The 25,624-nt window shown below is 60.7% G+C and carries 29 protein-coding genes and 1 tRNA gene; 8 read left to right on the top strand and 22 right to left on the bottom strand.

Going from position 1 to position 25,624, the window contains the following annotated elements; genetic code table 11:
* Nucleotides 1–34: 34 nt before the first annotated feature.
* Genes C9I57_RS17890 through C9I57_RS17865 form a run of 6 tightly spaced genes read right to left on the bottom strand, consistent with a single transcriptional unit; the run spans nucleotide 35 to nucleotide 4,545 of the window.
* Nucleotides 35–697, bottom strand: coding sequence for a tail fiber assembly protein (locus C9I57_RS17890; RefSeq protein WP_107151964.1), 663 nt, complete (start codon nucleotides 695–697; stop codon nucleotides 35–37).
* 18 nt (nucleotides 698–715) lie between these two features.
* The gene (locus C9I57_RS17885) at nucleotides 716–2,074 is read right to left on the bottom strand and encodes a phage tail protein (protein ID WP_107151963.1); all 1,359 of its coding nucleotides are present in this window, start codon (nucleotides 2,072–2,074) and stop codon (nucleotides 716–718) included.
* A 6-nt stretch (nucleotides 2,075–2,080) separates the two neighbouring features.
* Nucleotides 2,081–2,623, bottom strand: coding sequence for a phage tail protein I (locus tag C9I57_RS17880; protein WP_107151962.1), 543 nt, complete (start codon nucleotides 2,621–2,623; stop codon nucleotides 2,081–2,083).
* Nucleotides 2,616–3,521, bottom strand: a complete 906-nt coding sequence (locus tag C9I57_RS17875) for a baseplate J/gp47 family protein (RefSeq protein ID WP_107151961.1) — start codon at nucleotides 3,519–3,521, stop codon at nucleotides 2,616–2,618. Before C9I57_RS17875 ends, C9I57_RS17880 begins: the two co-directional genes overlap by 8 nt.
* Nucleotides 3,518–3,880, bottom strand: coding sequence for a GPW/gp25 family protein (locus tag C9I57_RS17870; protein WP_107151960.1), 363 nt, complete (start codon nucleotides 3,878–3,880; stop codon nucleotides 3,518–3,520). Before C9I57_RS17870 ends, C9I57_RS17875 begins: the two co-directional genes overlap by 4 nt.
* Nucleotides 3,877–4,545: a phage baseplate assembly protein V gene (locus C9I57_RS17865; RefSeq protein ID WP_107151959.1), complete on the bottom strand. Its 669-nt coding sequence runs from the start codon at nucleotides 4,543–4,545 to the stop codon at nucleotides 3,877–3,879. Before C9I57_RS17865 ends, C9I57_RS17870 begins: the two co-directional genes overlap by 4 nt.
* A gap of 143 nt (nucleotides 4,546–4,688) precedes the next feature.
* Here C9I57_RS17865 and C9I57_RS17860 point away from each other — a divergent pair, with 143 nt between their 5' ends.
* The 5 genes from C9I57_RS17860 (at nucleotide 4,689) to C9I57_RS17840 (ending at nucleotide 8,988) form a co-directional block, all read left to right on the top strand.
* Nucleotides 4,689–5,525, top strand: a complete 837-nt coding sequence (locus tag C9I57_RS17860) for a DNA-methyltransferase (RefSeq protein ID WP_258187709.1) — start codon at nucleotides 4,689–4,691, stop codon at nucleotides 5,523–5,525.
* Between the two features lie 55 nt (nucleotides 5,526–5,580).
* Nucleotides 5,581–6,228 (top strand): hypothetical protein, encoded by a 648-nt coding sequence (locus C9I57_RS17855; RefSeq protein WP_107151957.1) that lies wholly within the window; start codon nucleotides 5,581–5,583, stop codon nucleotides 6,226–6,228.
* Nucleotide 6,229: 1 nt separating this feature from the next.
* Nucleotides 6,230–6,943, top strand: coding sequence for a hypothetical protein (locus tag C9I57_RS17850; RefSeq protein ID WP_107151956.1), 714 nt, complete (start codon nucleotides 6,230–6,232; stop codon nucleotides 6,941–6,943).
* Between the two features lie 335 nt (nucleotides 6,944–7,278).
* Nucleotides 7,279–7,962, top strand: a complete 684-nt coding sequence (locus tag C9I57_RS17845; protein ID WP_107151955.1) for a hypothetical protein — start codon at nucleotides 7,279–7,281, stop codon at nucleotides 7,960–7,962.
* Between the two features lie 267 nt (nucleotides 7,963–8,229).
* A complete protein-coding gene (locus C9I57_RS17840; RefSeq protein WP_107151954.1) occupies nucleotides 8,230–8,988 on the top strand; it encodes a hypothetical protein in 759 nt (252 codons plus the stop codon).
* An 84-nt stretch (nucleotides 8,989–9,072) separates the two neighbouring features.
* On the opposite strand, the gene C9I57_RS17835 is transcribed toward C9I57_RS17840, so the two are convergent.
* The 11 genes from C9I57_RS17835 to C9I57_RS17785 form a co-directional block, all read right to left on the bottom strand.
* Nucleotides 9,073–9,537: a phage virion morphogenesis protein gene (locus tag C9I57_RS17835; RefSeq protein ID WP_107151953.1), complete on the bottom strand. Its 465-nt coding sequence runs from the start codon at nucleotides 9,535–9,537 to the stop codon at nucleotides 9,073–9,075.
* On the bottom strand, nucleotides 9,525–9,974 hold the full coding sequence (locus C9I57_RS17830) for a phage tail protein (protein WP_107151952.1): 450 nt from the start codon (nucleotides 9,972–9,974) through the stop codon (nucleotides 9,525–9,527). The genes C9I57_RS17835 and C9I57_RS17830 overlap by 13 nt, the downstream gene beginning before the upstream one ends.
* A complete protein-coding gene (lysC, locus tag C9I57_RS33020; RefSeq protein WP_258187696.1) occupies nucleotides 9,967–10,203 on the bottom strand; it encodes an Rz1-like lysis system protein LysC in 237 nt (78 codons plus the stop codon). Before lysC ends, C9I57_RS17830 begins: the two co-directional genes overlap by 8 nt.
* Nucleotides 10,091–10,531, bottom strand: coding sequence for an Rz-like lysis system protein LysB (gene lysB, locus C9I57_RS33290; protein WP_107151950.1), 441 nt, complete (start codon nucleotides 10,529–10,531; stop codon nucleotides 10,091–10,093). The genes lysC and lysB overlap by 113 nt, the downstream gene beginning before the upstream one ends.
* Nucleotides 10,528–11,628, bottom strand: coding sequence for an N-acetylmuramidase domain-containing protein (locus C9I57_RS17815; protein WP_107151949.1), 1,101 nt, complete (start codon nucleotides 11,626–11,628; stop codon nucleotides 10,528–10,530). The genes lysB and C9I57_RS17815 overlap by 4 nt, the downstream gene beginning before the upstream one ends.
* 2 nt (nucleotides 11,629–11,630) lie before the next feature.
* Nucleotides 11,631–11,975 carry a putative holin gene (locus C9I57_RS17810; protein WP_107151948.1) on the bottom strand — a complete coding sequence of 115 codons (345 nt, stop codon included), beginning with the start codon at nucleotides 11,973–11,975 and terminating at the stop codon, nucleotides 11,631–11,633.
* Between the two features lie 16 nt (nucleotides 11,976–11,991).
* Nucleotides 11,992–12,198 (bottom strand): tail protein X, encoded by a 207-nt coding sequence (locus tag C9I57_RS17805; protein WP_107151947.1) that lies wholly within the window; start codon nucleotides 12,196–12,198, stop codon nucleotides 11,992–11,994.
* 2 nt (nucleotides 12,199–12,200) lie between these two features.
* Entirely contained in the window at nucleotides 12,201–12,680 is a 480-nt protein-coding gene (locus C9I57_RS17800) for a head completion/stabilization protein (protein ID WP_107151946.1), read from the bottom strand.
* A 98-nt stretch (nucleotides 12,681–12,778) separates the two neighbouring features.
* Complete coding sequence (locus C9I57_RS17795; protein WP_107151945.1) at nucleotides 12,779–13,477, bottom strand: terminase endonuclease subunit; 699 nt, start codon at nucleotides 13,475–13,477, stop codon at nucleotides 12,779–12,781.
* Nucleotides 13,474–14,487 carry a phage major capsid protein, P2 family gene (locus C9I57_RS17790; protein ID WP_107151944.1) on the bottom strand — a complete coding sequence of 338 codons (1,014 nt, stop codon included), beginning with the start codon at nucleotides 14,485–14,487 and terminating at the stop codon, nucleotides 13,474–13,476. Before C9I57_RS17790 ends, C9I57_RS17795 begins: the two co-directional genes overlap by 4 nt.
* 33 nt (nucleotides 14,488–14,520) lie before the next feature.
* A complete protein-coding gene (locus C9I57_RS17785) occupies nucleotides 14,521–15,333 on the bottom strand; it encodes a GPO family capsid scaffolding protein (protein WP_107151943.1) in 813 nt (270 codons plus the stop codon).
* Between the two features lie 142 nt (nucleotides 15,334–15,475).
* Between C9I57_RS17785 and C9I57_RS17780 the strand changes: the two genes are divergently transcribed.
* Nucleotides 15,476–17,245: a terminase ATPase subunit family protein gene (locus C9I57_RS17780; protein ID WP_107151942.1), complete on the top strand. Its 1,770-nt coding sequence runs from the start codon at nucleotides 15,476–15,478 to the stop codon at nucleotides 17,243–17,245.
* Entirely contained in the window at nucleotides 17,242–18,306 is a 1,065-nt protein-coding gene (locus C9I57_RS17775) for a phage portal protein (protein ID WP_107151941.1), read from the top strand. Before C9I57_RS17780 ends, C9I57_RS17775 begins: the two co-directional genes overlap by 4 nt.
* Before the next feature lie 377 nt (nucleotides 18,307–18,683).
* Here C9I57_RS17775 and C9I57_RS17770 read toward each other — a convergent pair whose 3' ends face one another.
* Complete coding sequence (locus C9I57_RS17770; protein ID WP_107151940.1) at nucleotides 18,684–19,334, bottom strand: hypothetical protein; 651 nt, start codon at nucleotides 19,332–19,334, stop codon at nucleotides 18,684–18,686.
* A gap of 549 nt (nucleotides 19,335–19,883) precedes the next feature.
* Here C9I57_RS17770 and C9I57_RS17765 point away from each other — a divergent pair.
* Nucleotides 19,884–20,681: a S1 family peptidase gene (locus C9I57_RS17765; RefSeq protein WP_181321868.1), complete on the top strand. Its 798-nt coding sequence runs from the start codon at nucleotides 19,884–19,886 to the stop codon at nucleotides 20,679–20,681.
* A 534-nt stretch (nucleotides 20,682–21,215) separates the two neighbouring features.
* On the opposite strand, the gene C9I57_RS17760 is transcribed toward C9I57_RS17765, so the two are convergent.
* The 4 genes from C9I57_RS17760 to C9I57_RS17740 form a co-directional block, all read right to left on the bottom strand.
* A complete protein-coding gene (locus tag C9I57_RS17760) occupies nucleotides 21,216–21,926 on the bottom strand; it encodes a hypothetical protein (RefSeq protein ID WP_107151938.1) in 711 nt (236 codons plus the stop codon).
* On the bottom strand, nucleotides 21,923–22,813 hold the full coding sequence (locus tag C9I57_RS17755; RefSeq protein ID WP_107152077.1) for a DNA-processing protein DprA: 891 nt from the start codon (nucleotides 22,811–22,813) through the stop codon (nucleotides 21,923–21,925). Before C9I57_RS17755 ends, C9I57_RS17760 begins: the two co-directional genes overlap by 4 nt.
* 1,347 nt (nucleotides 22,814–24,160) lie before the next feature.
* Nucleotides 24,161–24,245, bottom strand: a tRNA-Leu gene (locus tag C9I57_RS17745).
* A 154-nt stretch (nucleotides 24,246–24,399) separates the two neighbouring features.
* The gene (locus tag C9I57_RS17740; RefSeq protein WP_107151936.1) at nucleotides 24,400–25,557 is read right to left on the bottom strand and encodes an ABC transporter substrate-binding protein; all 1,158 of its coding nucleotides are present in this window, start codon (nucleotides 25,555–25,557) and stop codon (nucleotides 24,400–24,402) included.
* Nucleotides 25,558–25,624 lie beyond the last annotated feature (67 nt).

The following is a 25,624-nucleotide window of genomic DNA, read 5'->3' as shown; positions in this document are numbered from 1 at the left end:
TGGTGAGTCATATCGGGAGGGGCAAGGTGATCAGTCATGCACTGTCGGCGCCGGCGGAGTTGCCTGCCTCATTTGGTTCGCTCGGCTGGTCTGGCACGTCTGCGTTCGTCTCGCTCGCCGCGGGCGGCACGTACGGTCCCGGCGTGGGTGGCCATTCCACGTCATCCGGGAATGTGTCCCGCTCGATCGCAGAAACAAGTGCCATCTGATAGGCCGACCAAGCCTTGAAGTTGTGAACCTGTTCGTCGTCGAGCAGCCCGGCCGCATAGGCATCGGCCTTGCCGGCGGTCTGCCGGCGAGCCACTTCCATCAGACGCCAGAATTCGGCCATTGCCGCGTCCCGCTTTTCGCGCACGATCAGTTCGGGCGGAACGGCCCACGCCCCCTTAGCCCATGAATGGCGATGCGACGGGCGCGGTTGCGTAGTTAGGCCGAGTTCCTCAGGTGTCTTGCCGGCTACGGCAATCTCGACCGGCTCGCCATTGTCGGTGCGATAGCAGATGCGGCCGCGGAAGTCGGGCAGGAGACGCCACTCGCCGTCGAGATAGAAGGGCCATGTCGTGGGCGTGCGTGGCGGCGGGACATCGAATGTCGATGAAGCCGGAACCAGCCAGCGCGTATCGTTGCGTGGATCGACATCGGGCTGTCCACTGTTGATATATTCGCCGGTCGCCTGGTCGTAGTGATGAATGAGCATGGTTCAGTCCGATTTGAACTAGTAGGCGCGGATCATCGCGAGTAGCGCCACGTTGTACGGCCGGGATTCATCAACGCCGGCTGACTTGACTGTGATCGTGTGGGTGTGACGGCCGGCGCCGCCGATGGTGACGTTGTGACCGTGATTGCCCGCCCCCTCGGTGTCGAACTGGTGTGCGTGATGGCCGGCGCCGACGATGTCTGCTGAGTCACCGGGCCCGACTGCCTGCTCGCTTCCGCTACCCGCCGCATCTGATCCAGTTAGCGATCCGCCATAAGGCGGCCGCAGCAGCCGACTGAATGCTCCGTTGTTGTGGTTGTGTTCGCCCCCGCCGGCCGTCCATCCGTGGTGGCCGTGCCAGCCTTGTGCGTCAGTCGATGCGGTGTGCGCGTGATCCCCCACTTCGCTCGACGAAGCGTTATGGGCGTGTGCCAGGTTTGCGGTACCCTGACGGGAGCCGATTTCTCGGTTCAAGTCCAGGTTGCTGCGTCCGTCCGACCAGCAACGAAGGAACTCGCCGCGCAGTTGAGGTACCCGAAAGGTTGTGGCATCGTCGCCGCTTGAAAAGCAGCCCCAACGATGTCGTTGCCATTCCGCATCGGACAGGAGCGCGCCGCTTGCCTGTGCGTATGCCCAGAGCGCGGGGTAGTCGGTGCGCTTGACGAGCGCGCCGTTGCACTTGAGGTAGCCTGCCCGAGCAGACGTGCGAGGCTCGAGCACGATTTGACCCACCTGCGCGTTGAGGAGAGCGGTCATCATGAACGCGGTCGTGGCGACCCGGTCAGAATTGTCGCCGGCGGGAGGCGTTGGAGCCGCGACAGGTCCGGAAAAGATTGCGCCCGATAGCGCCGCGTAACACTTTGCTGCCGTCCTCGGCGTGATAGCACGCGCATCGTCCGACCCGGCGTCGACCTCTTCCTGCGTCGCCAGTTCGATGACCCCTTGGCGGTCCGTCGACGCGGGCGGGTTCAAGAACGCGGTATCGCCGAATATGAGCTGCGACGAGTCGATCGTCGCGAACTGCAAGTCCGCGGAGAGCAGCAGGATCGCAACCGGCGACTTCTCCATGATCGGCGTCGGCTGGCTATAGGCGGCGATGAGCACGCCGTTTTCAAGGTAAAGGCCGAACCCGTACAGTGTGTACTGGTCTGCCGTATCGTCCTTCAGCGTGGCATGAATGGTATCGGGCGCGACATTGATGCCTCCGAACGTGGTGATGCGCTTAAGTTCGTTTGGCAACGTCCTCAGTCCCTTATCGGCGACAAAGGGGGCCGTCGCCAAGCCGATTTCGACGACCCTGTGGGCGCTCGTGCCTTCGTTGCCGGGCGCGACGAGCGCTTCGCGGCCGGCGTCAGTGATGGTGACCAGGGTTTCCATTTGGGCTCAGCGATCACTCAGGTTCAAGCGGCAATACACGGCCACGCGCGCGGCAGCGCCGACGCGTTGCCGCGCCTGGCTCGAAAAGCCTTGCGTGAACGTGTAGTGCGCTGTTCCGCGCTTGGCGCGATTCACTTCGGCGATGACGTCGGCGACGGACTCGGCCGTGGCCGGCAGCCCGTTGACGAAGCCCGCTGTCATCACAATTTCGAACGTGCCGGGCTTGCCGCGCGGCGTCATGTCGAACCATTCGCGCATGACGACGTTTGCGCCGAACGATGCGCAAACCTGGCGCACCGCTTCGGCTGTGCCCCTGATCCGAGCAACGCGAATCGCCGTTTTCACGCGGGCACGCTTGATGACTTCGGGCCAGGAATCCCTCCAGCTATCGACGCTCAGGTGCCACGCGAGGCAGGGGAGAAATGGCAGCGCGATTTCATTGGGGTCCATCAGCGTGCCGATATCAACCGGAAGGCTCGAAATCCTCCCGTTCGTCGTCGCAATGCGGCGCTCGAGTGGCGTTGCGTTCGGCGGCAGCAGTTCACTCATCCACGACCCCGCCGTCGAACAGCTCGATTTCGCCGCAGTAAGACGCTTCGTCGCGCGACACCTGCACGCCGTCGGCGGGCGAGTCGAGCAAAACCTTCTGCACGCCGGCGACTCGCAACGACGCGTAGAGACCGTCAAGCGTCACTTCCTTACCGATCCGATGCATGTCGGCCGCGAATCGAGTCACGCGTTGGCTGGCTTCTTTGAGGGCCAGAGCGCGATCGGGACCGCGGAAGAAACGAAGCGTCGCGCGAATCGCGTATGGCACGATCGTCGCGCTGCGCACGATCACTTCGTCGGCCTGTGGTCGTTTGCTTTCCAATGCCTTCTTGACGATGTCGATCAGCTCGGCGCTCGCCGTTCCGTCACCCTCGCGCGACAGAAGCGTGACGATCATTACGCACGGCTCCGGGCTGTACGCTGTTGCGGATAGCACGCGGCCGTCTGCCGACCGCGCATGAAAGATGTACGCGTCGACGGGCCCGGCCACGGAGAAACCGCGAGGCGCGAGCTGAACGCGTTCGCGCAAGCTGTCGTCATCCTCGTAGACCGGATCCTTACCGTGCGCTGGATCGCCCGGCCAAACGAGGAGGCGCTCCACATCGAACAGCGCGGCGATGTGTTCGAGCGTCTTGCCGCGCGCGTAGGCGAGCAGTATGCCGCGCGCCTTGTCGTTGATGACCTGGCGTAGCAGCATTTCGCGGTAGGCGTTTTCCTGCAGCAAGCGCACGAGCGGCTCTGACTCGAGCTCAAGCGTCGCCGCGATTTCTGACTGCTCGTCTTCGGGATACAGGGAGATCAGTCGCGCCTTGCGCTCGGCGAGAAGAGTCTCGTAGTCGATCGTGTCGATGATCTCGGGAGGCGACAGCTGTGACAGATCGATCGGCGTCGCCCTCATGCCAGGCTCCCATTTATGAGCGGCACGCGCGTTGACACGGCTGCGCCCGCTTCGCTCGTCCAGCCTTCGATGTCGAGGTAAAGCACACCATCGGCGGCCTGTGCGTCGTCGGCCACGAGCAGCACGCGCGTGAGTGTCAGACGCGGTTCCCATTGCATAAGCGCGGTCGCGACGGCTGCGTACAGTCGGGTGCGCACCGCGCCGTTGCTGGGTGCGTCGATCAGGTCGGGCAGTTCCGAGCCGAACGTGCGACGCTTCACGCACGACGCAAGCGGCGTCGAGACGATCTTGCCGATGGACTGGTAAAGGTGGTCAAGGCCGGCGATGGTGCGGCCGGTGTTCGCGTTCATACCCTTCAAACCGGCTCGCCCACAAGTTGGCCGTCGCCCTGTTCGCGGTGCGAGTGGTGCGGCAGGCTTATGCCCTTGGACTTGACTTCGCCGGTGAAGTCGGCTGCGCCATCGACTTGCATCGTCGCGCCGCTGTCACCGCCCTTTCCGGTCACCCCAGATTCGAATGCAAAAGGCCCCTTGACCGTCAGGGCGCCGGTGCATGTCGTCTGCTGCGCGTCGAGCGTGATGTTGTCGGCCTGGACGGTCGCATCCTTTGTACGCACGGTGACGGCGCCGGGTGCAGTGATCGTCACAGTCGCGCTTTCCGGCAGTTCTACCGAGAGTGAATGGGCCTCATGGTCGTATTCGATAACGGCGCCATCGGCATATTCGCGCGTGTGCGCAGAGGGAACGAAGCTTGGCGGAAATACGGCTTCAGAGAACAGTCCCCGCAAAACGACACCTTGAGCAGGATCGCCACCAGGGCAGAGCAGAATAACTTGCTCGCCGAAGGTCGGCGGATCCCACTCTCGACTTGCACCTGCGGCCGGTGTGATCCAGGGGAGCCAATTCGAATGCAAATCGCCGATCGACACGCGGCATTTCGGCGGTGTGGTCGCATGCGAGACGTCCTTAACGACGCCCTTGCGGACGATATTCAGGAGGAGGCGGTGAAGTTCGGTCGTGTCCATGACGGAGATGTTGCCGACCGCATTCGCGCGTTGCGAGCAATCGCGTATGTGCCAGCGTCGTCTACGTTCCGTGTGGCGTGCGACCTGCGTGGAGGCGACGGGACAATCGGCGAGCAGTCCCCCTCACTCGCACTTTTCTCATGATGACCGACACCCTTCAGGCACGCGATATCGCGCCACTTCTTAACCGCCTGCATCGCGAAGATGCGCTTCGGTTCATTCGTCGCTTGCCAGCGCAGTCCATCGACATGTTGTTCACCGACCCGCCGTACTCTTCGGGCGGTTTGCATGCCGGAGCGCGTGCGCAGAGCCCTTCTCGAAAGTACATCAATAGCGGAGTAAAGACGACATACGAGGATTTCGGATCGGACAACATGGACCAGCGTTCGTGGACCTTCTGGTGTCACGCATGGCTCTCTGAAGCCTACCGTGCGCTGAAACCGAGAGGCCTCGTGGTGTGCTTCATCGACTGGCGTCAGTTACCGGCACTGACCGATGTCGTGCAGGCGGCCGGCTTTATTCACCGCGGCATCGCCATATGGGACAAGACGATGAGGCGCTCCCGACCGCGCCGTGGCGGATTCAAGCAGCAGGCCGAATTCATCGTGTGGGCCAGTAAAGGGACAATGCGTGGGAACGACGTCTATTTGCCGGGGGTTTTTCCGTGTGCGCTTGAGTTGCCGAAGAAGCACCTGACCGAAAAGCCACTCGAGTTGGCCCGCGAGGTGGTGCGGCTCGTGCCCGAAGGCGGCGTCGTGTGCGATCCGTTCGCCGGATCGGGTACATTTCTCGTTGCGGCGGAAGAGGCTGGGCTGCGCTGGGTGGGATGTGAGGCAAATGACGTGTATTACGGCGTGGCCACGGAGCGACTACGCTGCGGTGACGCACTTTCCGACAAGCAGCCTGGCCTAAAAGCCTCTTCGTCTAACGGAGGGGAGAAGGAGGTTCGCTTGCCAACCGAGTGCTGTCATTCATTGTGAGGGCTGCCAACGGCCGCTTTCAAGATAAGCTATGGTAACGGAAACGAGAGAGACCATGAAATCCACAATCGCACTACTACTCGCCGCCGCCCTGCTTGCCGGGTGCCAAACCGCCACGCAGCAACGAGCAAGTCATATGTCCGGAGTCCTCAAACAAAATGCCGCGCAAATGAAGGCTTGCGGTGCCGAGGTGTTCAACAGTCCTCAGGCCGCACCGATACGCGCTCGACGCCCGATGGACCCTGCCGACGCGACGCTGGCACAGCTAAATAGCACCGACCATGCATCACCGGACGAAATCCGAGCGTTGTACGCAGTTCACGACTTGGCGCAGCAGTGCCGTAGAGCAAGCACGGACAACCTGATGACGGTAACGCCTACCGTAGTGCCGATCATGCTAGACGGTTATCAGGAAAGCGATACCGCGCTACTGTCGCTGATTAACCAGCAAACGACATGGGGGCAATACCTTCAAGATCAGCAGCGCGAGGAAAATATCGTCAAGGCCAAGCTGATCGCCGAGTGGAATCGTATTCAGAGCGATCTACAGCAGTCGTATCAGGCCGAGATGCAGCAGCGCGCGCAGGCCGCACAGGCAATGGCAAATTACCTACAGACACAACAGGCTATCAACGCAATAAATCGGCCGGTGTATACGAACTGCACGAGCTTCGGCAACACGACCAACTGCCTGACGCACTAACATGGCCGATACCCTTAGTTACGCATCCGTAGACGGCGTGATGTTGGACGGACTCTGCTTCTGCTACCGGGTGTATGCGATGTTCAATGCGCTATCCATGCAACCTGATTTCCAGACGCGCTTGCGCAGGCGGCCGACGAAGTTTGAAAAAAGATTGATTGAAGAATTAGTGCCTATTGCTCGGTATGTTCAACTCAACTACACGCGAGGTGTCAACATATCCTTGTGCTGGGGTAGCGGGAGCCAACTAGGCGAGGCCACTATCAGACGATCGGGCTTAGCGGTTCAGTGGGGCGAGCGACGAGCGGAGGGAATGCTTGAAGTTACGCAGGCGGCCCATAAGCGGGACTACCTGTTACGTGAGCTACTTGACACGCAAGGCCATTCGTTTGCACCCGACGGAATCAGCGTGGAGGGTAAGGCGCACCAACGCAATCGCATTGTAACGTCCGAAGCATACGCGTACGGCAGCAACGAAGCCACCGTAAAACAGACGGCGATCGTGCTCGATGCGATCAAGGCGAAGGCCGCTAAACCCTACCCGGACGATGCGACCTTGATCGTGCAGGTCACATTGACCGGCGTGTTCATGCCTGATGAATGGAGCGAGCTAGTCCGGGGCGTTCGGGACAACCTGCCTGAACATCGATTCGATGAAATCTGGTTGCTCGATGCCAGCGACCGATATTACTCACGCATACCGTCCTTGCCCTAGCCTTTCCGCAAGTTCTCTCCCCCGGCTTGAGACGCGGCGTTTCCGGTCCGTTCGCGGGGTATGCAATCAAGGCCCAGCCTGAAGCTGCACCGTGGACGCATGCCATCGGTTGACTCGGCGCCCGCGGTGCGGTCACGCACATCTTACGGATATGATCAGCGCGTCTACCGCCGCCGATTGATGGCCGCGGCGGCACCATACTGTCGCGCATTCAGCTTGGCAACTTCGTTGTCTACGATGATGACCGCCAGCCGCGCAAAAAATTAGACACGGCGCAAATCTGAAGTACGCTATGTCGTCGCCACTCTTTCGGCCCGCATATGTCACATACGACCATGGCCCAACGTCTCGCCACCCTTACCGCGAAGGATCAAGACGGTAACGACAGCGCCGACGAGATGCGATGGTTTGCTGAACACCTCGATCTTGACGGGCGAGTTCAAGGTCGATACAGCCTACTACTTTTCTTTGATCTCTATTTGTTGATGAAATCCGGACGTGGGAACCCGTTCATGGTGCTGGACGAAATCGAAGCATTAGAAGGGCGAGGCAGACAGAGCCGGCACAAGCCACCGATACAGAACAGACACCAACCCCTGAAAAACCTCTGGCACAAGCACTACGAGCAGTCAGACCTTGCTTCGATGGCAATGAACGTTAGACGAGGCCTGAATAAGTACGGTATGCCGTTCGTACAACAGATGATAGACGAGGCCGCCGCAGCCGGTGAGGAGCGCTATATCACTGTTGAACACGTCAACGACATCGCGAACGATGTGATAAGCGGTAACCTCGGGCGGCTTCGACAGGAGCACGCGCTGACTGGCGAATGGCTGATGTTTGCAGAGTACCAAGGGCAGCGCTTCTATCTATGCCTCGCCACGCATCACAAGAGCACGCACGAGCATATTCGCCAGCAAATTGACCGCTTATGTACCGTTGAATTTCCGTTCCTGACGACCATCCTTGAGCCGTGGTCGCCAACGCCGTTGCCGGAAGTCACAACTCCGACACCGTAGTCGTCACGTGCGCGCGCTTGCCGAATGTCGGTGCACGATTACAGCGGACGTCCCCTCGTTGGTCGGCAGCCGCCCAACACGGTCAGCCGTTACCGACCCGTTTCGGGCAATCGGCCGTTCCGAAAGAGGACACTCCCAATAACCTTCGGCTGCGCGTTGCCTGCTCTATGGACGTTATCATGCGGTCGGAGTTGTATGAGAGGGCGAGTCTTAGAAGGCGACCGTTCGCGCTAAGCCCCACAACGTTTAGTCCGGGAGAAGTCGAAAATGACGCAAGCTGAAGCTTGGGAGTTCTTCAAGCAGTTCATTCTGACCGGTGGTGGTGCTGCTGCAATCGCATACGGACTGTTCAAGTGGCTAGGCCAAAAGTGGATCGAAGACAAGTTTTCTCAGCGCCTAGAGCATCTTCGGCAAACAAATGCCAAGGAACTGGCCGAGCTGAAGGTCAAATGGGACACTGACCTTCAAGGCAGACTAAAGTACCAAGAGCGCGAATTCACGGTCATCCCCGATGCATGGGAGAAACTTGCGGATGCGTTCGGTCTTGTGAGCTGGCTTACCAGCCGGACACAGCAGTATGCGGACGTTGAGGCAATGAATGATGCGGAGCTTGAGCAGTTTTTGAAAGACAGCGAGCTTCTCGAGACGCAAAAGCACCAGCTGCGGCAGGGCAAAGGCCGTGACCGGGCGGACTACTACCAGCACACGATCTTCTTCCATCGATACCAGCGCGTCGAAACCGCCGTTCGTCAATTCTCGGTCTACGCCAATCGCAACTTCCTATTCATGCCAGAAACGCTATTCTTGAAGCTGGGGGCCCTGTCTGACCTTCTGTATAGCGCGCTGACAACTGTACGCATCGGCCACGAGAACCGTGACGGGCCGATGGTCGGGGAAGCCGCAGAGATCACGGCCGCAAAAATTCGCCCTCTGTTTGACGAAGTGCAGCGCGACATCCGCCAGTTGATGGCCGCGCATCGAAGGGATCAGGAGCATCAGCAGACCGAAGCAGAAGGCCTGTATTGAACAGGGGTAAGAAACCGGCCGGTTGCGCCTCATCAGCCTCGCGGCGCTAAATTGCAACACGGCTCGCATTTCGCTGAGGTCCGATCAATCTGTCATGTATTTGAGCAGGCGGTCGCGGACCATCTCACGCTCGGCATCCGTCAGACCGAGCACCAAGCGCACAGGATAGCGGTATCCCGGCCCGCCCGGTGCGACAGGCGCTTTCTCGCCCAGCTGGTGCACTCGGGCCACGCGTGCGACGCGGCCAGAGAAGCCGACCGCTAGTTGCCTGTCGTCCGCCTCGATCGTCATCCAGCGTGCCATGCGTAGCTTTGTGAACATCGCGGTTCGCTTGACCCGGCCGCGCTTGTCTCGCAGCTTCTTCCCACCCGACTTTATTTTGCGCGGCTCGTAAGCAGTGCCGTCGGTATTCTTCTGCGCGGCGATGCGCGTCTGCTGACTGCGGCGAAGCTCGCGCGCAATGTCGCGCATGGCGGCGCGTCGGCCGGCGGGCGAGAGCTTTGCGAGCAGGGCGCCCGCCCATTGTTCGACTGCACTCAGGTTGTCCACGGTTGCGCTACCCACGTCAGGGTGTCGGCTGCCCCGACCGGCGTGTCGTCGACGTGCTCGATGACACGATTACCGTCCGGCCCGGTCGTCACCGCAACGCTTTCCGTCAACGCCAGCTTGATCGACAGGTCGGCCGTCGCGTGGTTGAGAATGTCCACCTCGAATGTAATGCCGTGCGCGCGTTCGTCCGGGTTCGTCACGAGGTCCGGCTGATTCGTGCGCGCCCATTCGACGAGCGCGACGAACACCGTATCGGCGTCGCCGGCGAAGTCCAGCAGGAGCGCATGCGCCGTGTAGCGGTATTCGAACGAAAGCGAACGGGTGCCGGTCGCGATGATCGATCCCTGGTCGATGAACACCGCCAGCTTATCGGGCTCGGCCTCGAGCGATGGAATTGCGGTGACGAGCGCCCGCCGCAGGCTGGCGGGTTTATTCATGGGTGCGTGGCCCGACGGCGCGTTGCTGCCCCATGGCTTGGCACGAAACGATCATATCGACCTTGGCCGCGCACGCGGCCCATGCCGCCTTCGCGGTCGTCAGCGCGTCATCCAGATCACCGTTCGTTCGCGGTGCCATCGCTGGCAGCGTGCATTGGTTCACCGCCGGGCACTCGTTCAACATAGTCGTTGGCGCCGGTGAGTGCAGGGCTTGTTTGCAGGCGCACAACGTCGTCAGGCAAACGGGTATTAGTCCATGCGCGAAGCTCGGCATTTTCATCGGTCAATCTCCGGTTCTCGAATTGCACCACAGCCAGCTTCGAGGCGATTGCCCCTTGTGCTCGATTGAGTTGCGCTTGCTGTTCTGCCTTTTTGGCGGCGACCCGACGTGCTTGCTCAATGGTGCTGTCGCGCTCGATGATGCCCTTGCGCGCATCGGCAAGCTGTAGACTCACGTCAGCCAACTCGGCACGCATTGCGCGCACGTAGGAGGCGCCGCCGACGAGCGCGGCGAGAGCAAGCAACGCGGCGACCAGCTTCGCGGCAAGCCCGCTCACGCGAGCACCGCCATGCCGTCCTCGGCCGCCACCGCATCGCGCGCGGCGTACCGCGCATAAGCACGTTCGAGCTTGACGTCGTACAGTTTTGCGGCGTACTTCGGGCCGTTGTATCCCTTCGCGAAAGCCGCCCATTTCCTGGCCCTGAGCGCGGCGGTAAGGGCTGCGTCGGCCTTGACGTACCGCACAAAGGCATCGAGTTGGTCGGCTTCGCTGGCTTCCATGCGTGCCACGAAATCGTCAACACTCGCGTAGCCCAAGCGTTCCCAGCGGTAACCCATCACCTGAAACGCGCCCCAGCTCGCCGACTCCCATGCGGCAGCGACGTCGATCAACTCGGCCGCGGCCAGGCGTGTGTATTCCGCAGCACCGCTCTGATATCCGCCGGGCGTCTGCGACAGAATGTTCCGATTCTTCGCCGCCAACGGTGCAGGGTCGACGCCGCGCGCCTTGAGACGCTTCCAGAAAATATGTCGCTCGAACAGGATGATGGGGCGGCCGTCGTGTAGGAAGCCCATGCCACTCGATTCCACTTCGTTCACGGCGCGCACGCACGCGATGGGCACGTCGAGCGTTTGCGCTGCACGCTCGAGATCGGCAACGCTGAGCTGCTTTAGATCGCGCTGGCCGGTTGAAAGTGCGGCATACGTCTTGGGTCCGGCGATTCCGTCGTCAACGAGGCCGATCTTTCGTTGAAAGGCGGCGACCGCCGTTTCCGTCGCGTCGTCGTAGAGGTGGGTGACTTCCAGCGGAAAGCCGGCACGCGTGAGGCGGCGTTGCAACAGAGCGACATCGTTGCCGCCATCGCCGAGGCGATGTGTTTTCATTGTTAATTCACTCCGGAGAAGACGCGCGACGTTGCCGCGCGCGCGGATTACAAACACAGCCAGCATGACTGCCGCAGCCGCTTCAAAAATGTTGACCTGCCCAATGTGCAGCGCCAGCTCGATCGCCGAACCACCCATGACGGCGACGAGCGCCCAGGCGACCCATGACGCGTGATGCCGATACCGTGCGCCGTTTCGCCGATAGGTGAGCACGCGAACGAGTGTCGCGAAGTGAGCGACGAATGCGATCAGCGCCAACGGGGTGGGCATGCTCACTCCCCCTTGCGGAGCAGCGAGCGCAGATCGAAGGCCTTCGCACGATCGATCAGCCGCAGCGTGACTGCGATCACAAGCGCGGCCGCGAAAAACGCCGCGACGCCCGTGGATTGGATTGGTGTGGCACTGACGATCTCGGGCGCAGCGAGATAGCCCATCACGAGTGAAATCAGCATGTATGCCGCCCGCCGGCCGACCCCGATGTCTTTCGAGGTGACGACGACGAGCGCCGCGCCCGTGAAGGCGCCGATCAATGCATTGCCGTCGATGCCGGGCGCGAGGCTCGCGATGCCGATGGCGGCCGGCAGTGCCGCGGTGGTCGTGGTGTTCGGTTCGGCCATGCAGGCGGCTCCAGGATCAATCGAACAGTTGCAACAGCGGCTTCGTGTTTGTCACCGTGACCAGCGCCGGCAAGTAGACGGGCGTGCCGACGGGCAGCACGACGCCGAGATCGGCGATGCCGGGGTTTGCCTCGAGCACGGCCTCCACGGTGCTGTCGGTGCGACCGTAGTGACGCCAGCACAGTGCGTCGACCGTATCGCCCTGTAGTGCGCGCACGATCATGGTCAGATCAGCTCGATCGTCGAGCGGGGAATGCCGCGTATATCGTTCAACGCCCACCGGACATTGCGGCGCGACTCGCTAATCGTCGACTCGAGGTCCTCTGCGTGCTGGCTACCTGACTTCGTCGCGTCGTAGGACCGATATTGCTCCGTCAGGTCGGCGCGCGTTTGGTGGTACACGGCGCGTCGGTAGCGCAGTACGAGAGCGCTGATGCCGTCGACCTTCATAGCCTGGACGTTCGCCAAGTCGACATGACCTGCCGCGCGTTGCGTCGCTTGCCAGGCCCGAAGCTCCTCGTTGATGCTCACGATCGCGTCCGCCGCGGCTAAGCGGAGCCGCTCAAGCGTCACAGTGCCATCGAGGCGCATCGTTTCGCGAAGGTCATTCAGATCGATGTCGGGAAACCAGCCGTCATTCGCGACGGCCGCATCGGCCGGCGAGGCTGGAGCGGTAGGGGAAGCGGTGGCAATGAAGCTGCTCATGGTCGAAACAGTGAGAGATGGCGGTGGACCGGCGCTTGAGTCGCGTTGCCGTCAGGAGTAGGGAATCAGCGCCGGTGCCGCCATGCCGGGAGGGCTCGTTACATACCGTCGGTGCCGCTGGCGCTGTCGTCCACACGGCCATTGGCTTCGATCAGCTTCGAAAGCCGATCGATGTCTTTTTTGACGCCGACGCGGTCGTTCAACGACAGCGCGCGACGCAGATAGTCAAGTGCGCACGGCGGGGCGGAATCCTGTACTGCATAGCCGAGCGCCTTGTACAGCTTCGCGCGCACCTGATCGTGCATGTCGGCCTCGCGAGTCAGCTCGTCGACGCGCTCGAGGCGCGCGGCGTCGAACGTGCCCCCGTCCATGAAGGCGGACAGCGCGGCATCGGCAAACTGTTCGGCGACGACAGACGCGAGCGACCGTTCGAACTGGTCGGGCAGAGTCAGACCGTACGTGAGCGCGTAGGACGCGATCGTGAGGGCGCCTTCGAAGTCGCCCGCGTCGATGCGCCAGACCATGACGGTGACAAGTACGTCGTCCTGCGCGCCGCGACCGGCGCTCAACACGCCCGCCACGTAGTCGGCATACTCCGGCAGGAGCTTGCGCTTCAGTTCGACCTTGCGGGCAACCGATTGCACGCCTTTGAGGGCGCGCCGGTCGGCCGCGAGCTTTGCGAGCATCAGCTCATACGGCGTGGCGCCGGCCATCGTCTGGCTGGGCGCCGCCGCCGCCGCGGCGAGGGCGGCTGTCACACGCTCAAAGTGCGAGCGAGCGGGCGTGTTGATCGTCATGCGGCCACCAGTTCGATGTTTTCCGCAACGCAGCCGCACCCGAAATCTTCGACGACGTACGAGTCGTTCGACGATTCGTAGTTTTCGATCTGGTCGCGCTTCGGGTTGTCGATCAGCGAGCGCCGGCGCGCGCCCTCCTGGTAGTAGATCGACAGGTTTTCGAGCTTTGTCACCATCAGCGCGCGCTTCGGGAAGAACGGCACGCGCACGGCTGGCAAGTTGCCGATGCGCTTTTGGCTGACGATCAGGTCGGCCGCGAGCCGCTCGGTGGGCGCCTGCGTTGCGTTGACGATCGGGAAATACTTGTCGTGCAGCAGCTCGCGGCCACAGATCACGACAAGGCTTGTGTCTTCCTGGAACCACGGATCCATCATCGAGGAAACGATGTCCATCACGAGCGCATCGAGGTTCGCGTAATCGCCGTCCTTACCGACCTGCACCTTGCCGGCTTGCTTCGTGCCCTCATGCAGCACGCGCTGCGCGGCGTGATCGCGGTACTGTTGCAGCCAGCCGATGTTCACGTCCTGCAGCAGCGGGTTTGCCGCCTTATCCGTCGTGGGCGCCGCCTTCACGCCGTTCCAGCCGATCATGATTCGATCCAGCGCAGCTTGGGTGACGATCACGTCGCGGATGCGCTGCTGGAAATCGGGGAACTTCGCCCACGCGTCGAGCTTGCGGTAGGGGATCGCTGTGTCGCAGTCGGTCTTCTCGCAGCGGTATTTCCTGCTGTCGAGCGAGGTCGCGTCGACGGGTTGCCGTTCCGCCTTCGCCGTGTCAGTGCGGCTCGCGATCGGGCCGGAGACCGACAGGCCGAGCTTCTCGCCTTCCAGCTCGGTCACGGGTAGTACGTTGACACGCTTCAGGAATTCGCTTGATTCCTGCATCTTCGTCTCGAGCCGCTGTTGCACACTCGGCTCGACCGCGAACTTACTGGACACGTCGCCCGTGTCGTTAAGCTTGGCGATTTGCGCTGCGTACTTTTCGTACGCTTGGCGCGTTTCCTTCTTCATGAGGCGGTTCTCCGGGAGTAGGCGAGGTATGGGTCAGCAGTCAGTCACGAGCTCGCCGGTCGATCCGGTCGAGGGCGGACGTCGCGGCGCGCCGTTGTCGGTGGCCGAGAGCTTCGCGGTCAGCGCTTCCACGGCGGCGACCGCTTCATCGGCACGCTTCTTCGAGTCCGCAGCGTCCTGTTGTGCGCGGGCGAGGTCGACGCGCAGCGTGGCTAAATCGCGGCCCTGCTTGCTGGCGAAGTCGGCGACTTCCTCGACGGCGCGGCGCACATCGGCGTGGCGCTGATCGTCGGTTGTGCGATTGCGGGCGAACATGCCTTTCACGATCGACAGCAGGCTCGATGTTTCGGCTTCGCCTTCCAGTTCGATCGACGTTTCGCAGGCGGCTGAGAACACGTTGTTCGAATGTCGTGCAGCGAATTGCAGCGCTTCGGTGCCGAGGCTGGCGGGGTCGTCGGTGGCGGCCAGGCCTACCAGATAGGCTTCGCCGATGTCGGCGAAGGTGGGGTTGATCTCGATCGACGCGTAAATCTTCTGTCGCTTCTTTGAGAGCGCCACCAGATGCTCGGTCGGGTCGATTTGCGCGTAGAGCGCCATTTTTCCCTTCAATGGACCGTCTTCGATCTCGTTTGCCTTCAGCGCGATCACGTCTCCGTAGGCACCGAAGGGGTTGCTCGCCGACAGTGGCGCATAACCCTTGATGTGCTCGACGTTTACGCGCGCGCCGTACAGTTCGGGGTTGTAGTTCTTCGCCATCTGCGTGAGCCATTCACGCTTGATTTCACGACCGTCGACGGTCGCGCCTTCGACTGCGACGCGGAAGAATTTCGTTTTGTTGGTTGCCATAGAGAGGTCGAACCGTGATTGAGTGAGCGTGGTTCTCATGTTCGGAGTTGGGGCGCTGTAGCTCAACGATCGGCGTATGTCACCCGCATGGAGACGCAGTGCTTCGCGTGCTCGCGCGTGCGCGGAGCCCTACGCTTGCCGCATGCTCGACACTACCGACCCGAACCAACGCGAAGCTGACGTACGCAAGGTCGCGCGTTCGCTCTACTGGCAAGGCTGGCGCCTCTCGTCGATCGCGCGACATCTCGAACTGAATCCATCGACCGTGGCGTCCTGGTGCCGCCGTGATAGGTGGAAGGAGGCGACGCCGATCGAGCGCATCGAGGCCGCGACCGAGACGCGATTGATGGTCCTGATCGCAAAGGAAAAGAAAGACGGCGCGGACTACAAGGAAATCGATCTGCTTGGGCGGCAGATCGAGCGCCTCGCACGGGTGCGGAAGTACGGGGAGACGGGGAAGGAAGGGGACTTAAACCCGAACATTGCCGCGCGCAACGCAGGACCAAAGCGGCGACCGCCGCGCAACGAAATCAGCGAGGAACAGCACGAACGCATCGTGACGGCGTTCCGCGAATCGCTGTTCGAATATCAAAAGATCTGGTATCGCAACGGAGACCAGCGCACGCGGAACATCCTGAAGTCGCGGCAGATCGGCGCGACCTGGTATTTCTCGCGTGAGGCGTTCGTCGACGCGCTCGAGACCGGCCGCAATCAGATCTTCCTGTCCGCGAGCAAGGCACAGGCGCACGTCTTCAAGCAGTACATCGCGCAGTTTGCGCGTGAGGCGGCCGACGTCGAACTGACGGGCGATCCGATCATCCTGCCGAACGGGGCGATCCTTTATTTCCTGGGGACGAACGCGCGCACCGCGCAGTCGTACCACGGCAATTTTTATTTCGATGAGTACTTCTGGGTGCCGAAGTTCCGCGAGCTGAACAAGGTCGCATCGGGCATGGCGATGCACAAGCGCTGGCGCAAGACATACTTCAGCACGCCGTCGAGCATCACGCACGAGGCCCACACGTTTTGGAGTGGGGCACACGCTAACCGTGGCCGCTCGGCCGGCGACCGCATCCAGATTGATACAAGCCACGAAGCGCTCGTGCGGGGCATGCTGTGCGAGGACGCGCAGTGGCGCCAGACCGTCACGATCCTCGACGCCATGGCGGGCGGGTGCCACCTATTCGATATCGACGAACTGCGCCGCGAGTATAGCGCCGAGGAGTTCGCGAATCTGCTGATGTGCCAGTTCATCGACGATTCGCTGTCGGTGTTCAAGCTGTCCGAGTTGCAGCGCTGCATGGTCGATTCTTGGGAGGAGTGGGCGGACGATTTCTCGCCGCTGTTGTTACGCCCTTTTGGCTATCGTGAGGTGTGGGTTGGCTACGACCCGGCGCTGACGGGCGATTCGGCGGGCCTTGTCGTCGTGGCGCCGCCGCGCGTCGAGGGCGGGCCGTTCCGCGTGCTCGAGCGTCACCAGTTCCGCGGCAACGATTTCGAGGAACAGGCGGGGGCGATCGAGCAGGTCACCCAGCGCTACAACGTCGGCTACATCGCAATCGACACGACGGGCATGGGGCAGGGCGTTTATCAGCTCGTACGCAAGTTCTACCCGGCTGCCGTCGCACTCAACTACTCGCCGGAGGTAAAAACCCGCCTCGTGTTGAAGGGCCAGTCAGTTGTTCGCAACGGCCGCCTGCAATTCGACGCGAGTTGGACCGACCTTGCCGCGGCGTTCATGGCGATCAAACAGACGATGACGGCGAGCGGCCGACAGGCCACATTCACCGCCGACCGAAACGACGAGACGGGCCACGCCGATCTGGCGTGGGCCTGCCTGCACGCGATCGACCGCGAGCCGCTCGCCGGCGGCGGCGTCAATTCCTCTTCTTTCACGGAGTTCTATTCATGATCAAGCGCCGATCGCGCGCGCCGCGCAGGTTCGCGGCCGCACCCAGCTCGAGCACCGCCGTCAGCGCACGGAATGCGCCGGTGCGCGCCGAGGCGTTCACCTTCGACGATCCCACTCCAGTGATGAACCGTGCTGAGATCCTCGATTACGTCGAATGTTGGTTGAACGGTGAATGGTTCGAGCCCCCGGTCAGCTTCGCGGGCCTCGCGAAGTCGTTCCGCGCGAGCACGCACCACAGCTCGGCGCTGTACTTCAAGGCGAACGTACTCGCGGCGACGTTCCGTCCGCACAAGTGGCTGTCGCGGCATGTGTTCGAGCGGTGGGCGCTCGACTTTCTGACGTTCGGTAACGGCTACCTCGAACGCCGCCGCAACCAGCTCGGCGGGACGCTGCGCCTTGAGCCTGCTCTAGCAAAGTACATGCGGCGCAAGGCGGATTTCAGCGGTTTCGTGTACGTGAACGGCTGGCAGGACCAACACGAGTTCGAGCCAGATAGCGTCTTCCAGCTCATGCGGCCAGACATCAACCAGGAGGTGTACGGCCTGCCCGAGTATCTGAGCTCGCTGCACTCAGCCTGGCTGAACGAGTCGTCGACATTGTTCCGGCGGAAGTACTACGAGAACGGCAGCCACGCGGGCTTCATCCTGTACATGACGGACGCCGCACAGAAGCAGGAGGACGTCGACAACATGCGCGAGGCCCTGAAGAACGCGAAGGGGCCGGGCAACTTCCGCAACGTGTTCATGTACGCGCCGAACGGCAAGAAAGACGGCATTCAACTCATCCCCGTGTCCGAGGTCGCTGCGAAAGACGAGTTCTTCAACATCAAGAATGTGACACGTGACGACCTGCTCGCCGCCCACCGCGTGCCGCCGCAACTGCTCGGCATCGTGCCGAGCAACTCGGGCGGGTTCGGCACGCCGGACACGGCGGCACGGGTTTTTGGCCGCAACGAAATCCGGCCGCTACAGGCGCGCTTCGCCGAGCTGAACGGCTGGCTCGGCGAGGAAGTGGTGCAGTTTGACGACTACGAGATTCCGCCGGCGCCGATCGCGACGTAGCGCAACCGGCAACTTTCGGCGAACGGGGTCGATTAGATCGGCGATGAGAACATCCCTGATAACCGAAACGTGCGCAAAAGTCCGTGGGGGCTTATAAGAGCCGATTGCTGCCCCCTGCATCGGTCATTCGAAATGCGACCGACGCAGATACTCTCAACAAGCTTGGCACCGTATGGCGACGAGTCGAACGTCGCTGCGCGCCCCCCGGCAGCGCGAATTTCTCAAGGCGTCTTTGGCGACGATCGGCCAGTCGCAAAATCAGACTTAGCGAATCGATTTCAAGTCTTTGGATAGGACGCGAGTGGGGGATTGCGTTCCAGGAAAGCCTGTTGATGCTAATACGTATATCATACCCACCCCTGAGGTTGAAATACCGTTCATGGCTTGAGCAGCGGATAAGCAAGTTGAGCTATTTCCTTTGCATCGTAATGGGACAGGTTATCGACAAGCGCGATTTTTTTGCCTATGCCGTTTAGCGATGTTCCCATCACAATGCCGATGTTTTTAGCCGCATCGATCCAATATCGATCATGGAACTTGTCGGTCTTCACATCACTAACTATAACATGTGGCGCTAGCTGACTCAGTGCAGCATGCATTGCAGCTTTTTTGCTTTCTGTCTTGCCGTTTGTGAAAAAAGTAATTGTTTTCAGCTTTTCGGATAGCGCGGAAATCATTTTTTCAAAAAGTGCAACGCATTGAGGTTCGTCGGAGTAAAAGTATGGGTCGATAATATAAAGATCTTCCACGCCGTTTAGCTTCTTGACGAATCCAAGAATGATTTTCTCGATGTCGTCGACGTGAATTCCAGGGTGCGTCACTGCATCGCATGTTAGCGTAAAATGAAACAGCGACGAGATGCCATTCTCAACTATGTATTCTCGCAGGATATCTTTTATATTTTCAGTGTTGAGTCTTGCAATTAAGAAGTTCCGAGAAATCTCAGGATGCTTTTGGGTTTCTTTGAAAAACTCAACGACTCCCCAGCCCTGCTTATAACTTTTCACGACAACGATCTCGGAACTCATTCCCGCTCCTTTTCGTCGATAGCATTCTGTATATGTAGAGTAGTACAGGCAACAAAAACCCGCCGTTGGCGGGTTCAAGGCAATCGGCTTACGGAGCCAGGCTGTGTGGCAGATACAGGACAATTACTGCTGCTGCAATGTTCGCAAGGGTAGAGCGAACGAACTCAAAAGCATTACTCATCGTCTGGCCTCCGTGGCAGTGGTGGTTGCAGTTAGCAATTTGCTTCTTGCGCTGTCCGGGCCAGTCCTTATGAGCATCACTTCGGTGATGTACTTCGCCATGTGCGCGCTGGCCAATGGCTTTGCTGCTTACTGCTTTGTCCCCATAACCATGCTTTTGTGCTCGCGCACATTGGCAGGTTACTGCGTGTGCCTGGACGGAGCTGCGCTCCGTGAGCCGACTGGCCGAGCATTGTACCTCTTCAATCGAAGGACGCATACGGCCGCAGCGTATCCATCGGTCGCCGCGGCTGCCCGTGCGCCCGGTGCTGACCTCAAGTTATGGCACTGTGCGCCGACATTGCACATATCCGAACTCAAAAAATCTGTATGAAATCACTTTCCGGCGCCGCAATCATCGCACTGACGGCGACCATGCTCGCCGCCTGTATACACACGGAAGACGCGGCAAGAGAGGCGGCCGCGTACCAACGATTCCTCGGTGCCTCAGAGGCGCAGATCAAGGTCCAGATCCGCTCGGGGGAGCGTACCTTCTCAGGCGGTGGCGTCTGGCTCGGTGACGGGGAAGTGCTAACAGCCTACCATCTGTTCTACGAGCCGCCGCGGATTCTCCAGCCGTCCGACCAGGTGAGCGTTGTCTTCCGTGGGGTGGCCATTCCGGCCAAGGTCGTATTTCACGGGGACCTGCGCGAAAACGACCTGGCCATGCTCAAGCTTGAGCGTGATCAGACGCCCGCAAAACTGGCGACGCTCGATACACCATCGGTGTGTGGCGACGTCGAGCCGGTTGGTGCCTCCCTGTACATCACCGCCTACGATGCGGTGTACTCCACGACCGCGTCACCGGTCGGCGCGGTCATGTATAAAGGCAAGACCTGGTCGGAAGCCGTCACATCCATCGTCAGTCACGGCGTGTCGGGGAGTCCGGTTTTTGACAAGCGCACGGGCTGCCTGGCCGGGGTCATCAGCAGGATCGAATACACGCCGCAAGGAAACATGGCCGATCCCGAACAGGTAGCCTGCGAAAAGGCCACCCTGCAGATGAATGATGCCGGGCTCGGCGTCACATGTGCCATCTCGCCGCAGACGATCTTCAGCACATCGGAGGCGATCCGGCCATTCATTGCGCAGGCACACCGGTATGAGCGCGCTCACGGGATCGACTAGAGCATTTTGAATGATCCCGGACCAAGTGTCGAACGGCCGTTCGTGGCCGACAACGGAAACGCGCCTTTGTGACCGCCGTTTCAGTTGGCCGTGCCTACGTATTGGAATTTCGGTATGCATGAACACCGGGGATACGGAGCAATCAAGCCATCAGAATCCCTACCGAAGGACCACGCACACGGTCACCGCCGCGGCCCTTTTCGCATCTGCGACAACGGGCTTGGCGTGCACGGAATGCGCGAGTTCGGGGTAAGGGGCGGAGGAGGCGTGGCGGAGCTGTCATGCGGCGAGCGCGAGGCATCCGAGGGTATCGGAGGGGAATGCACTCGGCCGCGCTGTGGCGGCCCCCGAGTGGTCCCCTCCCCGCCTGCGGGCTTCGCTTGTCAGAGTGGTTTTCGTGCACCCGAGCCGCTGTCGATCCGCGGCTTACGGCATGGCGGCACGAGAGATTTCGGAGCCGCAAGGTTCTTGCGAATTGATGCAGATCAGTGTGCATTTGTGCGCGACATGCCTGTCGCCGGATTGTTTGCAGCCTCAATTGTCGCTGTTGTCGAGGTCGACGAAGTCAGCGAACGGGTCGGGCAGAATGCGGCGGGCGACAAACTGGCCAGCTACTTCGACACCAGGAAAGTATTCTTCCAGTTTGCGTGAGGCGGCGACGTAATGCGCTCCGGTGGTTAGCATGTCGTCGAACAGGAAAATCAGGCCCGGTTGATGGGCCGGATCGCCGACATTTTTATCGAAACTCAAATTGTCATATAGCTCGTCGGGCGTCGGGCGGTGATCCGATTCGTGGCTTGCTGCAAAACGACCGCTGAAGGAGAGGCAATCGCGGATATCGAGCGCAAGCCCAGCGTTTTGCGCTATCCGTTCGAGCACCTGTAGCATCCGAGGATCGTAGTTGGGATCTCGCCGGCTCTTGGATGGGGGTATTGGAATCAAGCAAACACGGTGCTTTCGCCTCAACTCGGCCCACTTCCAGAATTGGGCGAAGTTGCGCGCTACCTGGTTGATTGCTTCGATCTTGTACCGCCAATCGTATTGCCCCTCCCGGTCCTTCTTCTTTTTTAGGTTGCTGATGAGCTGATTAGTCTCCGAAAAATTCCACTTCTCGCCGTTTGTATGCTCATACGGCGTGTACTCGCCCCAAAAGTAGCACCGCACGTCGACCGGCAGATGCGGGTGGTCAGGTAGTTCCAATTCACCAATGACTCTGAGCCGATCGGGCATTGGAGGCTTCTTCATGCGGCAGTCAGCTCCCGCCCGATGTCTTCGAACTTGCGCACTCGGATTGCGCCAAGTTTCTCGTACTTATGCGGCCACGTGATCGCTGGATTGTGGAAATTGCTCTCCAAAATGAACAGTTTCCGACCTTGGCTTAGAGCTGCTTGGGCCTGTATCAATGTGCCCGATGTCTCGCCGGCCTCAATGATGATCGTTGCTTGCGTTAGCGCGGACATCGTTTTATTGCGCTCGGGGAAGAAGAATCGATTTCCTTTCCACGTCTGACTGAGGTACCGCAAAACAGGGACTTGGCTGACCACTAGGAATTCTTCCGCAATACGTCGTTGAAGATTCGTGTTCTCACGCGGGTAAGTTTCCGAAATCGGTGTTCCGATGACGGCGATCGTGCGCCCGCCGCACGAGATAGCCGTCTCGTGCGCGATTGTATCGACCCCTTGCGCGAGGCCTGACACTACTGTGAAGTCGTGCTCAACGAGGGCGCGCACCAGCTTACGAGTACGCGCAGCTCCATCAGGCGACACCTTGCGGGTGCCCACTACAGCGACGCAACGTGGAGACTCTGCTAGCTCCCACGAGCCAAGGAAGTAAAGGACTTCGATCGGCTCTTTTGCGTCACGCAGGCGCGGAGGGTAGTCCGACGTACCGTTAATTCTCACGCCGAACCGCTTGATACCGCTTTTCGCGAGATGCTCAACTACTTCCGTGGCCGTTTGATCGGCAACGCCTTCGTCGACCAGCTCAGACGGCAGCAGCCCCGGATTGGCTTCAAAGAGCTCTGCGAGCTTTTTGGTGTTGCTGTCAGGCTGCTTCCACAGGTATTCGTACGCGCCGATTTCGATCCGTGCATCGACGGGCTTCTTTTCCAGGAACTCAAGCCAGTTGCTCATGACTTCCTCATGCATTTGCTAGATGTTGCCTTCAGAGAGGGCCTGTGTATACATACAGTATTGTAGCGCCAGATCCGACGACTGCGTGGGTCTCTTCGAGCGGGGGCCTGATAGAACCCTATTTCATGGCGTGCCAATGAGAAGTCTACCAGTCCGAAATTCCGGCGCGCGATCGGCGGCTGTCCGCCTTGGCGGCCTTCAGGGGCAACGCCACGTCAATCCGGGGTGTGCCGCGCCTCACAGCGCGGCTTCTTCGCCGGTGACAAGGGGCGGGAGCGCGTATTGTCATCACGTGTCGTTGAACCGAGCATGCGGTCCGCGTTCGTTCCCCACTGCGCGCAATAGCGCGACGCGAGCTTGATGAAGATCGGCTTCAAAACCGCCGAATATGGCAACTTGCTCGAGCAGAGAGAGGCGCGCAAAAGCGGCCGCGACATCTTCGACAGCCAGGAGGCCGGCTAAGGCGCTTAGACGGTCGATGCTAACGATTGCGACGTCAAGATGGGACTGCAGAAGCTGGGGATCTGCGACGGGATGATGCATTGTACGCGCCTCCTTTTGCGGGTTCGACGACCCGGACCTCGACTCCAAATGAGGTGGCCGGGCACGAGACAAGGTTGGCGTACCGGCACAGAGGAACCGGCGAGCCCAAAGGCTCCCCCGTCAAGGCCCGACCATAGGAGGCACAAGACGCACAGGCGATAGGCCGACCTCCGGCCAATCGCCTGCCCTCTGTATTCCGGACGCCAATCCGGGTGTTCGCTGTTTCGAACACGCCGCAATCATAGTGACGCGATAGCAGCGAATCAAGGGACCGTTCCGACGATCGGACCGATTTACCGAGAAGTGCGGCCGATCCTGCGGCGGGGTGGTCGCCGGCGGTCTTCGGAGAAGGGCTGCGGAAACGGGTAACAGACGCCACGTTGCTCGGGGCCGGCGCCTAACTCGTTGAATGAAGGCCGGAATTGCTGTTACCTCGGAGTGGTCACGACTGGTAACCGAAAAAGTAACTCCCAGCCAAGCATCTGATTTAAAACAGAATGGGCGAGGACTGCGGTTACCTCAGTGAAAGGTAACTCGTGACTCTCTAGTTACCTATTTGTGACCGGTCTCAAAACCCCGCAGACCGTTGAGCTAAAAGGCCTTCAGTTCGATCCGAGTGGCTATGTTACCCCCGTTACCTTTTTCCGGATGCCGGACTTCGGGGAACTCTAGCGATCCATTGCCGTCGACTGCGACTTCGTTCGACATGTCTGCGACGAATTGCGGCCGTGGCATGGCGCTACGCCAGATTTACGCCAATCGACACTAAAGTCCTTTTAAAATCAAGGCGTTAGATCGTACTTCTGGTGCCCAGGGCCGGACTCGAACCGGCACGCCTTGCGGCGGGGGATTTTGAGTCCCCTGCGTCTACCTGTTTCACCACCTGGGCAGTCTTTGCCGACGCCTGATGCGCCGACGGAAGAGCGCGATTATGGCGCAAAACTGGTGCGCCGGCAAGCTGGTGGCGCCTTTGACGTTAGCGCCGGAGCCGGCCACGATCGCACCGGACTGCCAAGGACCCCGCACGAGCGCGAGCACCTCGCTCACTGACTCAGATACACGAACTTCCCACCCTTGATGACCCCCATCACGCTCGCGCGCTGATCCAACCCCACGTGATCTTTCGCACTCGTGTTGACGACGCCGTTCGGCACAACCACCTCATGCGCTTGCTCCAAAGCTTCCCGCAGCGCGACCCTGAACTGCACAGTCCCCGGGTGCGCCGCCTTCAACGCGCGGCCTACCGAATCTTGAAGCCGCGGATAAACGCCGGCAGCGTCGCCGGCAAACTGCGTGACCGTCCCCGCACCGAATTTCGCCTCGTATGCCTCCACGAACGCTACGGCCGCCTTCTTCGCCGGATGATCCGCCGGCAGCGTCCGCGCGACGACGACCGGTTGCGTCGGAAAGAGTGTCCCTTCGACGTCCTTCCCTCCGAGCTTGATGAACTCGGGCGTCGCAATCCCATGCGTCTGATAGATCGGCCCCTTGAATCCACGCTCGACGAGCGTTCGTTGCGGCAGCACGGCCGGCGTACCGGCGCCGGCAATCAGGACTGCATCGGGCTTCGCGGCCATCAGCCGGAGCACTTGCCCCGTCACGCTAGCGTCGTTGCGATTGAACCGCTCCGTCGCCACCAGGCTGATATGCCGCAGTTCGGCGAACTTCGTGAACTCCTTTAGCCAGCTTTCGCCGTAGCTATCGGCGAACCCGATGAATCCGACCGTCTTCACACCGTGATTCGACATGTATCGCGTCATCACATCGGCCATGGCGGCGTCGGTCTGCGCCATCTTGAACGCCCAGACGCGATTCCCTTCCTGCGGCTCGACGACGCTGCCGGAGCCGACGAGCGTGATCATCGGCGTTTGCGCGCGTGCGACGGGATCGAGCGCGGCCAGCGCAGCAGGGGTGATATTCGGCCCGACGATTACGTCGACGTGGTCCTCATCGATGAGCTTGCGGATGTTTGCAACGGCGGCCCCGGGGTCCGTTCCGTCGTTGAGCACGATGTATTGCGCCTTCTGTCCGGCGATCGTCGCCGGCCACATTAGTATGGCGTTCTTGCTCGTGATCCCGATCGCGGCGGCAGGGCCGGTCGAGGAAAGATCGATCCCGACCTTGATATCGGCATGAGCGAGACCCGCGAGCGCGAAGGCGGCGAGCGCGAGCGCGCGGCGCAGTTGGCACGACAACCGCATTCAGTTTCTCCCTTGGCGTGAAAAGCTCGTTACGTTGAAGAGCCCTCGACTCGGAACTCAGTAGGAG

The sequence above is a fragment of the Trinickia symbiotica genome (assembly GCF_003028655.1).
GTDB lineage: Bacteria > Pseudomonadota > Gammaproteobacteria > Burkholderiales > Burkholderiaceae > Trinickia > Trinickia symbiotica_A.
Note: the sequence above shows the minus strand (reverse complement) of the source record. Positions and strands in the feature narration are given on the sequence as shown.

What these genes read in the sequence shown, in the direction of transcription:
- C9I57_RS17800 (WP_107151946.1), bottom strand. Translation starts at nt 12,680, where the DNA reads ATGAGCAGCTTCATTGCCACCGCTTCCCCTACCGCTCCAGCCTCGCCG.
- C9I57_RS17850 (WP_107151956.1), top strand. Translation starts at nt 6,230, where the DNA reads ATGGCCGATACCCTTAGTTACGCATCCGTAGACGGCGTGATGTTGGAC.
- C9I57_RS17855 (WP_107151957.1), top strand. Translation starts at nt 5,581, where the DNA reads ATGAAATCCACAATCGCACTACTACTCGCCGCCGCCCTGCTTGCCGGG.
- C9I57_RS17890 (WP_107151964.1), bottom strand. Translation starts at nt 697, where the DNA reads ATGCTCATTCATCACTACGACCAGGCGACCGGCGAATATATCAACAGT.
- C9I57_RS17865 (WP_107151959.1), bottom strand. Translation starts at nt 4,545, where the DNA reads ATGGACACGACCGAACTTCACCGCCTCCTCCTGAATATCGTCCGCAAG.
- C9I57_RS17770 (WP_107151940.1), bottom strand. Translation starts at nt 19,334, where the DNA reads ATGAGTTCCGAGATCGTTGTCGTGAAAAGTTATAAGCAGGGCTGGGGA.
- C9I57_RS17880 (WP_107151962.1), bottom strand. Translation starts at nt 2,623, where the DNA reads ATGAGTGAACTGCTGCCGCCGAACGCAACGCCACTCGAGCGCCGCATT.
- C9I57_RS17785 (WP_107151943.1), bottom strand. Translation starts at nt 15,333, where the DNA reads ATGGCAACCAACAAAACGAAATTCTTCCGCGTCGCAGTCGAAGGCGCG.
- C9I57_RS17810 (WP_107151948.1), bottom strand. Translation starts at nt 11,975, where the DNA reads ATGGCCGAACCGAACACCACGACCACCGCGGCACTGCCGGCCGCCATC.
- C9I57_RS17780 (WP_107151942.1), top strand. Translation starts at nt 15,476, where the DNA reads ATGCTCGACACTACCGACCCGAACCAACGCGAAGCTGACGTACGCAAG.
- C9I57_RS17775 (WP_107151941.1), top strand. Translation starts at nt 17,242, where the DNA reads ATGATCAAGCGCCGATCGCGCGCGCCGCGCAGGTTCGCGGCCGCACCC.
- C9I57_RS17840 (WP_107151954.1), top strand. Translation starts at nt 8,230, where the DNA reads ATGACGCAAGCTGAAGCTTGGGAGTTCTTCAAGCAGTTCATTCTGACC.
- C9I57_RS17790 (WP_107151944.1), bottom strand. Translation starts at nt 14,487, where the DNA reads ATGAAGAAGGAAACGCGCCAAGCGTACGAAAAGTACGCAGCGCAAATC.
- C9I57_RS17885 (WP_107151963.1), bottom strand. Translation starts at nt 2,074, where the DNA reads ATGGAAACCCTGGTCACCATCACTGACGCCGGCCGCGAAGCGCTCGTC.
- C9I57_RS17760 (WP_107151938.1), bottom strand. Translation starts at nt 21,926, where the DNA reads ATGAAGAAGCCTCCAATGCCCGATCGGCTCAGAGTCATTGGTGAATTG.
- C9I57_RS17860 (WP_258187709.1), top strand. Translation starts at nt 4,689, where the DNA reads ATGACCGACACCCTTCAGGCACGCGATATCGCGCCACTTCTTAACCGC.
- C9I57_RS17795 (WP_107151945.1), bottom strand. Translation starts at nt 13,477, where the DNA reads ATGACGATCAACACGCCCGCTCGCTCGCACTTTGAGCGTGTGACAGCC.
- C9I57_RS17765 (WP_181321868.1), top strand. Translation starts at nt 19,884, where the DNA reads ATGAAATCACTTTCCGGCGCCGCAATCATCGCACTGACGGCGACCATG.
- C9I57_RS17805 (WP_107151947.1), bottom strand. Translation starts at nt 12,198, where the DNA reads ATGATCGTGCGCGCACTACAGGGCGATACGGTCGACGCACTGTGCTGG.
- C9I57_RS17830 (WP_107151952.1), bottom strand. Translation starts at nt 9,974, where the DNA reads ATGAATAAACCCGCCAGCCTGCGGCGGGCGCTCGTCACCGCAATTCCA.
- C9I57_RS17875 (WP_107151961.1), bottom strand. Translation starts at nt 3,521, where the DNA reads ATGAGGGCGACGCCGATCGATCTGTCACAGCTGTCGCCTCCCGAGATC.
- C9I57_RS17815 (WP_107151949.1), bottom strand. Translation starts at nt 11,628, where the DNA reads ATGCCCACCCCGTTGGCGCTGATCGCATTCGTCGCTCACTTCGCGACA.
- C9I57_RS17740 (WP_107151936.1), bottom strand. Translation starts at nt 25,557, where the DNA reads ATGCGGTTGTCGTGCCAACTGCGCCGCGCGCTCGCGCTCGCCGCCTTC.
- C9I57_RS17755 (WP_107152077.1), bottom strand. Translation starts at nt 22,813, where the DNA reads ATGAGCAACTGGCTTGAGTTCCTGGAAAAGAAGCCCGTCGATGCACGG.
- C9I57_RS17845 (WP_107151955.1), top strand. Translation starts at nt 7,279, where the DNA reads ATGGCCCAACGTCTCGCCACCCTTACCGCGAAGGATCAAGACGGTAAC.